Annotated in this window: 2 protein-coding genes; both read right to left on the bottom strand. The window is 47.7% G+C overall.

Annotated features, from left to right (window positions below):
• The coding region (locus tag Q0339_RS01260) for a DUF1542 domain-containing protein (protein WP_298076958.1) at nucleotides 1-8,885 on the bottom strand (8,885 nt) is incomplete at its 3' end.
• 523 nt (nucleotides 8,886-9,408) lie between these two features.
• Nucleotides 9,409-10,065 (bottom strand): SRPBCC domain-containing protein, encoded by a 657-nt coding sequence (locus Q0339_RS01255; protein WP_298076957.1) that lies wholly within the window; start codon nucleotides 10,063-10,065, stop codon nucleotides 9,409-9,411.
• Between the last annotated feature and the right edge of the window lie 6 nt (nucleotides 10,066-10,071).

Genomic DNA, 10,071 nt, shown 5'->3' with positions numbered 1-10,071 from the left:
TCTGCCGTCAAGGCATTGTTCTTGCTGATTTGATCCTTCTTAGCTTCCGCCGCTGCTTCCACTGCCTTAATCGCATCTGGGCGTGACTTGGCATCTGGATTGATACCCGCAATCGTGCTCGTACCATTCGTCTTAGCTGCTTCCACACCGTTTTGGTCTGCCGCGTCTTCCACTGCTTGCTTAGCCGTCGTTTCCGCTGCCGTCACTTTCGCCTTGGCTGCGTCTTTCTCGTCTTGCGTTAAGTCTGGTCGAGCTTGGATTGCTTGACGTTGCGTTTCCGCTGCTGTCGCAATCGCGTCCTTCGCTTCCGTCTTAGTGCTTGGCGTTTCGGCTACATTGTTAATCGCCGCAATCCCCTTGGTTTGTTCACCCGTCACGTCACCTTGCGTGGTCGCGCCTTGGATTGCTGCTGTCGCCTTCGCTAACTCTTCGTTAACTTTCGCAACTGCTGTCGCACGTTCTTCTGAAGTCAAGCCACCATTGTTTTGAATCCGTTGCTTCTTGGCTTCCGCTGCTGCTTGGACTGCTGCGATCGCCGCTGGCTTCGCCACGGCCGTTTCTGGCACTGCTTGAATCGCTTGCGTTCCTTCAGTTTGCTTATCCGTTACCGCTTGGTTGGTCGTTGCCTCATCAATCGCCTGGTTGGCTTTCGTTACGGCTTCGTCTACCTTGCGTGTCGCTTCGGCTTTCTCTTCTGCCGTCAAGGCATTGTTCTTGCTGATTTGATCCTTCTTAGCTTCCGCCGCTGATTGAATCGCTGCTTTCGCCGCATTCTTCGCTTCTGGTGTTTGTGGTACCGCAGTGATGGCTGCTTTCCCTTGCGCTACTTGCGTTTGAACATCCGCCAATTTCTGCGCTGCATCAATCGCATTACGCGCGTCTTGCGCTTTCGCTTCTACCGCACGGATTGCGTCGTTCTTCTCTTCGCGAGTTAATTGATTGTTATTCTCAATTTCTTGCTTCTTATCTTGCTCCGCTTGCGTAATCTCGGCTTTCGCTAAGGCCTTCGTGCTTTGGGCTTGGTCCTCGATCGCTTTAATCGCTTCAATCGCTGCCTTACCTGCTTCACCTTTGGCTGCTACGTCGGCACTGCTTTCGGCTGCCTTGATGGCTGCCTTCGCATCGCGCTCCGCTGCGTCTACCTTCGCAATGGCTGCCGCTTTCTCTTCATCCGTTAAGCCACCATTGTTTTGAATCTCTTGGCGCTTAGCGGTTGCTGCGTCTTCTACGACCTTGTCCGCCGCTGGTCGAGCCACTGGCGTTTCGGCTACCCCGCTTATCGCGGTCGTACCCTTGCCTTGTTCGCTCGTCACCGTTGCGTCATCCGCTGCCGCATTGATCGCTTGCTGCGCTTTCGCTAACTCTTCGTTGACCTTACGCTCGGCTTCCGCTTTCTCATCGCTCGTTAACGCATCGTTGGCTTGGATCGCTGCCTTCTTCACGTTGGCTGCTTGCTCTACCGCCGCTAACGCCGCTGGTTTCGCGTTGGCTTCCGCCTCAATGGCACGAATTACACCTAAGCCATTTTCCTTGGCATTGCCCACTAATGTGTTGGTGTCCGCTGTGTTAATCGCGTTGCGGGCGTTTTGGACTGCTGAGTCAACTTTTGCTAAGGCTTGGTTACGTTCTTCTTCGGTCAGGCCTTCTTTGTCGCGAATTTCTTGACGTTTAGTCGTGGCCGCCGCCTCAATTTCATTAATCGCTGTTGCCTTCGTTGTCGGCACTTGTGGTACACTGTCAATTGCGAATTTACCTTGGCGTTCTTGCTCTTCAACCTCTTGCAAGGTGTTGGCATTTTCAATTGCAGTGCGAGCATCACGAGCTTTGGCTTCTACGGCACTAATTGCATCATTTTTCTCTTCGCGAGTTAATTGATTATTATTTTCAATTTCGTTCTTCTTAGCTTGCTCAGAGATTGCGATAGCCGCTAGACTTGCTGGTTTAGTCTGCGCCTCAGCTTGAATAGCTTCAATCGCGTCTAAGCCTTCGCGTTTGGCGTTGAAGACGCCTGTTCTATCTTCCGCTTGGTTGATCTTAGCTTGCGCATCTTGAACAGCTTGATTGATCTTCTGAATCGCTTCATTCTTCTCTTCTTGAGTGAATGCCTTGCTTTCCTCAATCTGACGTTTCTTGGCGTCTGCTGCTGTTTGGATTTCTTGCAAAGCATTTGGCTTGTCTTGAGCTTGTGCGGTTACAGCTTTAATAGCTGCAATCCCATCAGATTGAGCTTGGTCAACGTCTGTCTTTTGTTGGGCTTGCTTGAGTTTTTCTAGGGCATCTGTCTCAGCTGCCGTTACAGCAAGCTTAGCTTGGTTTTTCTCTTCGCTAGTTAAGCCTTCAAGTCGGTCAATCTCGTTGCGACGGGCTTGCGCTGCCGCTTCAATCGCACTTTTCGCTGCTGGACGAGCCACTGGATTTGCAGTAATGGCGGCAATGGCTTGCGTCCCATTAGTTTGTTCTTGCGCTACCTTGTCATTTGTTTCCGCAGCGTTAATCGCGTCTTTTGCTCTATCAACCGCTGTGTCGACGTCTTGAATTAGTTGCGCTCTCTCTTCAATGGTCAAGTCTTGGTTGTCACGAAGCTCAGCCTTCTTTCGATCCGCTGCCGCAACAACTTCCTTGATGGCATCTGGACGTGCCTTCGCTTCTTGCGTGACAGCATTAATTGCGACTAGTCCATTGGTCTTAGCTTGATTCACAGCGTTTTGGTCTGCTGCTGCTTGCACTTCTTGCTTAGCCAAGGTTGCTGCTTGATTCACTCTCTCCTTGGCTTCGTTTTTCTCGTCTTGTGTTAAGCCAGGAAGTTCTTGGATTTCTCTGCGTCTCGTTTCCGCGGCTGCCTCAATTTCATTGATTGCTGTTGGCTTAGCAGTTGGGGTTGCTGTAACAGCTTGAATGTTTTGGATACCTTGGGTTTTCTGAGTCGCCACTGCTTCATTAGAGTCAGCTTGAGTGATAGCCTGACGTGCCGTCTGGAGGGCATTCTCTACTTGAGCAAGTGCTTGTTCTCTCTCTTCCTTAGTTAAGCCTTCTGTCTGCTGAATCTCACCGCGTCTCTTAGACGCTGCTTCTTCAAGTTCGTGGATAGCGGTTGGCTTGACGGTTGGGTTAACTGGCACATTCCCAATGTTGGTAATGCCACCTTGTTTCACAACGCCTACAGTGAGGTCGTCAGCTGCTTCATTGATGTCTTTTTCAGCCTTAGCTAGCTCGGTGTTAACCTTCTGGATAGCTTCGGCCTTCTCATCGCTCGTCAAGTTGTCGTTAGACTGGATGGTAGACGTCTTATTAGCAGCAGCTTGTCGAACTTCCGCCAGAGCAGCTGGCTTGCTTACTGGAGTTTGTGGGACGTTTTGGATTGCTTGAAGCCCCTGACTTTCTTGGTCGCCGACTTGTTGGTTAGTCGTCGCTTGTTGGATTGCTTGGAGTGCATCTGTAAGGGCTTGGTCCACTGACTCAATGGCCTTGTCTTTCTCTTCCTTAGTTAAGAGCTTATTCTGACGAATCTCGTTACGTTTATTTTCAGCCGCAGTCCCCAAGGCTTGGTTGGCTGCTGCCTTAATCTTAGATTCTGTCCCAATGGCACGAATCTTTTCGACACCAGTATCATTAGCAGCTTGGACCTTGTCGTTAGTATTTGAACGATGAACGCTCAATTTTGCCTCATCAAGGACTTGATCTAATTTCTTATTAAGTTCCACACGCTCATCATCTGTTAAGTTTGGCGCAGTCTGAATCTGTTGGCGTTTAGTTTGTGCTTCTTGCGTCAGATCACTGATGGCATCACGTTTCTTAGTAGCTGTCAGAGAGAAGCTATGAAGACCAGAAATCCCATTATCATGGGCATCTTGTACTTCACGGTCAGTCCCGGCATCCAGAATAGATTGACGCAACTGATCTCTGAGGGCTTCAAAGCGTTGCTTGTGGTCTCTCCGCTCTTCTTCAGTAAAATCAGAGAAAGTTTCAATGTTATTAGCACGTACTGCCGCTTCTCTATCAAAGGCATCCAAAGCCGCTTGACGAACTGACGCCGTCGGAGTGAAGCTCTCGATACCTGACTTATGCGTGTTAAGGGCTTGCTCCACATCTTCATTGCTTGCGGCATCCGCAATCGCCTGCAGGGCATCTTGATGCTTGGCTTCTAATTGGGTATAGGCTGTCAGACGCTCCTCATTGGTCAGCGTTTTGTTGCCTTCAATCTCTTGACGCTTAGCCGCAACCGCCGCTTCAATATCAGCATTCGCTTGTGGCTTCTTAAGAGCTTGGCCTGTTACATCGCCAATCGCGTTCAAACCTTGGGCTTGCGCTTGGGCTACATCATCTCGGCCAGAGGCTTGTTCTACCTTGCCTTTAGCTGTTGCTAAGGCTTGGTTAACCTCCTCAATCGCTGCTTGCTTCTCTTGAGTGGTGAGGTTTTTGTTGTCAGTAATTTGTTGACGTTTAGTTTGAGCGGCGTTATCTAATGCCTCGTTAGCTGCTTGCTTAGTGAGTGGCTCTGGTTTAATAGCTTCAATTGCTCTTAAACCATAGGACTTCGCATTGCCGACTCCCGCATTGTCAGCTGCTTGTCCAATAGAATCTTTTGCCGTTTGTACTTCTGTTGCTAAACGTGTCTCAGCAGCTTGACGTTCTTCAGCCGTCAAGCCTTCCTTGCTTTGAATTTCCTGACTCTTAGCTGCACGTGCCGCTTCAATCTCAGCGAGAGCATCTGCCTTCACTTGGCCGTATGGGCTAATGGCTACAATGTTACCAAGCCCCTGGGTCTTAGCATCGTTAACCGCCTGGGTATTTTCAGCGTCTTGAATTTGCTTCTTAGCATTATCAAGGGCTTGTTGAAGGTCTTGCGTAAATTTCTGACGCTCTTCATCGGTCAAGCTCTTGTTTTCTTGAATTTCACGCGTCTTGATGGCCGCCTGATCTTGCAGTTCTTTGATGGCATTTGGCTTAACTTCTGGAGTTACCAGCAGATTAGCAATCGTTTCTTCAGCTAAATTCTTCTCAGCTGTGACTGTTTCATTGCTATTGGCTTGGTTGATTAAGCCAACTGCCTTCTGAACTTCAGCCTCAATAGCGTCCGTGAGCGTTTTGCGCTCTTCAGCCGTTAATTCTTGATTTTGTAAAATGTTATCCTTCTTGGCATCCGCTACTTGGCGAACGGACTGGATGGCTTCGTTCTTAATCTTAGCTACCGCTGTGACTGCTTGAATATCCTGAATACCCTTGGTTTTGGCATTCCCTACTTCTTCATTGTCATCAGCAGCCTTAATATCTGCAATCGCCTTGGCAAGGGTCTGATCAAGCTGATTGAGTGCTGCTTGACGTTCGTTATCAGTCAAACCTTGCGCTTGGTTAATAGCTTGACGTTGAGCGTCTGCTTGTTCATTCACAGCTTGAATAGCTTGTGGTCTTACAGATGCTTGTACCTGAATGGCACGGATATTGTTAGTACCCTCAGTCTGCTTGTCTTCGACATCTGCATTACGAGTACCTTGGTTAATGGCTTGCTCAGCCGCAGCAAGAACTTGGTCTACCTGACCTAATAAGACATCACGTTCATTAGCGGTTAGATCAAGGTTATTCTCGATTTCTTGGCGTTTAGTTTCAGCTTCTTGACGAACGGCTGCCAAGGCTGTATTACGCTTAACCGGAACAGCCGGCGCATTAATCTTGGCAAGGGCCGCTTCTTTGGCAGCTTGAACCTCTACTTCACCGTAAGAAGCTAAAATGTCTCGGTGGGCATCTTGAGCAGCTTGCTTAACTTGTTCAAGGTATTGTTCACGCTCTTCAACCGTTAGGTCGCCTTGAGCTTGGATTTGCTTAATGCGTTCAGCAAGAGCTTCTTCAATGGCCTTTCTAGCCGCTGGTTTGACAATTGCTGGTGGTCTTACTGCTTCAATTTCAGCAAGCATTTCATTGACAACTTGTTGCAAGTTGTCATTAGATGTCGCTGCCAAAATTCTTGCTTCGGTTGCTTCTGCAATCCGGAGCAATTTATCGTTGGCGCCTAATTTCTCTTCGGCAGTCCAATCACTGCTTGTTGCATTAAGAGCTGTCGACATAGCCTCACGCGCAGTATCTACAGTGTTCTTGGCATCTAGCTTCTTAGTACCCTGGATAGAAACACTGTTAACAGTCGAGATACCGTCTGTTTTGGCAGAATTAAGTTCATAGTCTCCGCTTGCTTGGTTAACACGTTCAAGTGCAGCATCCTTGGCTGTCTCTAATTCTCGCAGTTTTTCGTCCTTCTCATCAGTCGTTAACCATGATTCATTGGAAATCAATTGCTTACGCGCATTGTAGGCATCCATAATCTCATTAGTAGCAGCTTGACGGGCTGGAGATTGAGTTGGAACTGCTTGAATCTGGCTAAGCTCATTGTTTTCAATATTCTGAACGTCTTGGTTAGAGCGTGCTGAGTTCAGGGCATCCTTAGCCGCTTGAACCTTGCTATCTAAGTCGCGCAGTGCAGCAGTCTTCTCTTCTGCCAGCATTTGGCTATCTTGAATTTGCTGACGTTTAGCTGCTTCCGCTGCTTGGATAGCTGCTAGGGCTGCTGGTTTCTTAACCGCAGTAATCGGCGTATCGTTAATAGCCTGAACTTGCGCATTTTGAGTTGAAGTAACACCTTGAGTGGTTGTTTGAGCCGCCACTGCTTGTTTGGCTGCTGTTTCTTTCTGACGAACAGCGGCAACTTGATCAGTACGCTCTTCATTAGTCAAGTTCTGATCCGTATTGATCTGTTGAACCTTGTTATTAGCTGCGGTTTCGATGGCTGTGCGAGCCGCTGGTTTAGCAACTGGCGTCTGGGTCAAGGCGTTGATAGTACTTGTCCCATTATTTTGAGCCGTCGCTAAAGCTTGACTAGTCTTAGCTTGATCAATGGCAGTATTGGCTGAATTTTGAGCGTCGGTCACCTTTTGGCGTTCAACTGCACGTTCTTCAGTTGTCAAATCAACATTGTTATCAATTTCAGTGTTCTTGCGTTGCGCTGCATTAGCCACTGCTTGTTTAGCTGCTTCACGCTTTAAGCCCACAAGGACTTGTACTTGAACAGTGTTATCTGACAACTTACCTTGGCTATCCTTAGCACGCAAAGTAACGGTGTATTCACTTTCAACAGAAGAATCGATACGGGCAACCGTACGACCATCCTTGGAGTAGGAAACAATCTCAGCTTGAACTGGTGTCCCGTTTGTTTGTTTAGCATCGTCCTCTAGGTCGGCAACCGTTACTAAATCCTTGATTGCTGACTCACTAACAGGTTGATTAATGTCAACCTCTAAAGAAGGTGTCTTAACCGCAATGGTTGGCTTTTCGTTGGAGGCAGTATCAGTTGTCGAAGGACGGACAGCCGCACCACCGGTAGGATGATATCTGACAGCAAAGCGAACAGAGTTTGTGACCGTTACTTTAGCTGGGCCCAATGGTCGGTTGTTCCCATTGAACTTCAGAACGGTATCGCCAACCTCTTTTACTCGATAGTCATCTTTCATCGTCAGTCTTAAAAACTCATAACCAACTGGCGCACCCGGCAACTTTTCAATTTTCTCAATCATTTCTGGGTAAGCAGTATCCTTACGAACGAAGGTACCACCACCATTGATTGACCAGTCGCTAGTTGAAGTATCTTTCTTTAATGAGATTTGCGAACGGTTGTCATTGGTCCCACCAGTTAAGTTGGTTTCGATAGAAAACATTTGAGCATCATGAGGAACAGCAATATCCATGTACTTCTGCCCAGCAATCAGGTTGGATTGACCAGTCGCTAAGCTGTTTTTTAAGAAATAGAAGACCCCAAGCTCAACTTGTTTAGTGACAGCGGGACTATCTTGACCGTTATGAATCTGAATGAATGACAGAGGGGCACCCGAATCCATAATATTGGCTGTTGAACGAATTGGCTTTTGAAGCTCAATGGTCCACTCCCCATCATTATTGACTGTAGTCGTCTGGAAGGTGCCATCTTGCAAGGTTAACTTAATTGTGGCACCAGGAATACCGGTACCTGTAATGGTAGAATCTGAAGAAGATAATTTATCACCATACGTACCACGAATAGTCGGAGCCGCAGTCGCCGCCGGATTGTTCTGTCTAGTTACCACTTCATCCAAGAAGGCTACATAGCGGTGTTGATTCTTGCTATCGGTGATCACAATCTTGCCATCATCCGTGAAGTCGATATTCCGTTCTGAAAGTCTTAATTTTGGATTCAAGCGGATGAATGCTTCCCGTACTCTACGTTTTTCTTCATCGTTTAGGCTTTGTGGGTCGATAACTGGTACCTGGCCGGTTCCAGTAGGTGCCTTCATATCGCTGTAGGCGCCAGTCCCGCTCCCACGCAAACCAGAACCTTGAGTCATCGGAGTCCCTTGGTTATCAGGGCGTGGCATAGCCGCGCTAGCTGGTTTCTCAACAGGTTTTACCGCATAACCTGGCGTCTTGCGCGTATCATTTTGACGGCTTGGCTCAAGTTTGCTGTCTTCCTTTTGCTCAGGCTTGCTCTCGTCAGCTGAAGACTGACTGGATTCTGAGCTATTTGCTTCATTAGAATTAGCACTTTCTGAGCTTGTAGAAGTCTCAGAACTTTGGCTGCTTTCAGCGGACACCAAAGAAGCCTCCTCACTAGAGGCGGATAAGACCGCTGCTTGTTCACTGACGCTGGACTCCTGGCTAGCGCCCGTGCCGTCGGACGATTCAGCCTGGGTATGTGCCGTTGCCGGTTGAACAGATGCTGGCTCAGCTGCATATGCTTGACCAGAGTTCAGCATAATGAAGGAGCCGACTGCAACAGAAGCCACCCCTACGCTAAGTTTTTTAATGGTGTAATGTGTGATCTTCTCACCTTCGCGCAAGCGACGAAGGTAATGATTGTTTTTCCCTAACATAGCTTTCTCCCTTTTTTATACATTCATTTGGTGATTAGCAGAACGGAAAACACTTACGGGTTGTGCCTTCCTAGACATAATCATACATGATAGATGATACCACAAATACATAAGAAAACAAATACCAATTTGATAAAAAAGCATATTAAAAATAAACTTTCATCATTATCTCCTTAAATTATAATATTTTCGCCTTATAAATCTTGATATTCTTTGTTCGTTATAAATTTACCAACCTCTGTTTTAACCTTTATAACAGGGGTTTAAGCAGATATCACCCAGTTCACAAACAAGACTCATAACTTGCTATAATTGCCTGGTTCACAACCTCAAATAATTGCGAACATTTTAAACTAATTACTCGCTAACGTTCAATACTATGAAAGATGTCTAGACATAAAATTTTAATTTCATCCTTTTTTTCATTAGACTATGTGCAGCTTCTCTTACCATAAGCCTTCTATCTGGCCCTAGCCCACACAAAAAAAGGATGGAAGCAAGCTTCCATCCTCTGGTGCGCTGACTAGTCCTCGAAGACCACGTCGGTCTGTTGGGTCAGCATTTCTTTAATTTTTGGATAGTATTCGTGGAATTGCGCCTCGCGATCGCTGACGGGCTTGCCTTCGGCAACTTCCGCCATATTCTGGAGGGCAATCATCCAGCTGGTCAAGTCCTTAGGACTGTGGTCGTTAAGCTCAGCCAACCACTCAGTGAAGATCAGGGTGGTCTTGCCAGGCTCTAACTCATGCAGTTCGAAGGTGATAATGTTCAAGTCCCAGGTAAAGGACAAGTAAGCATTAGGCTCCACATCCAGAACCATCATGTCTTCATAGCCGCCTGTCTTATAGTTGAACTTGAGGCTAGCCCCTGTCTCCAGGCCTTGGAATTCTAGCTCTGGATACCAGGATTGTAGCTTGTCATTTTCCGTTAAGAGGGACCAAACTTGCTCCTTAGGCAGGTTGAAGACGCCGCTGAATTGGACGCTAACGCCTTGGTTTTCCTCGTGGCCATGGTCGTGGCCACAACCGCATCCGCAGCCTGCATGGTCGTGGGCGTGAGCGTGGTCATGATGGTGGTCATGGCCACAGCCACAAGAATGCTCGTGGTGATGATGATGGTCATGGCCGCAACCACAGCTATGGTCGTGGTCATGGTGTTGACAGTGCTCGTGTTCACTCATAGGCCT

Source organism: uncultured Abiotrophia sp., from assembly GCF_938010525.1.
GTDB lineage: Bacteria > Bacillota > Bacilli > Lactobacillales > Aerococcaceae > Abiotrophia.
Note: the sequence above shows the minus strand (reverse complement) of the source record. Positions and strands in the feature narration are given on the sequence as shown.

Coding starts and splice junctions, on each gene's coding strand:
- Q0339_RS01255 (WP_298076957.1), bottom strand. CDS start 10,065: ATGAGTGAACACGAGCACTGTCAACACCATGACCACGACCATAGCTGT.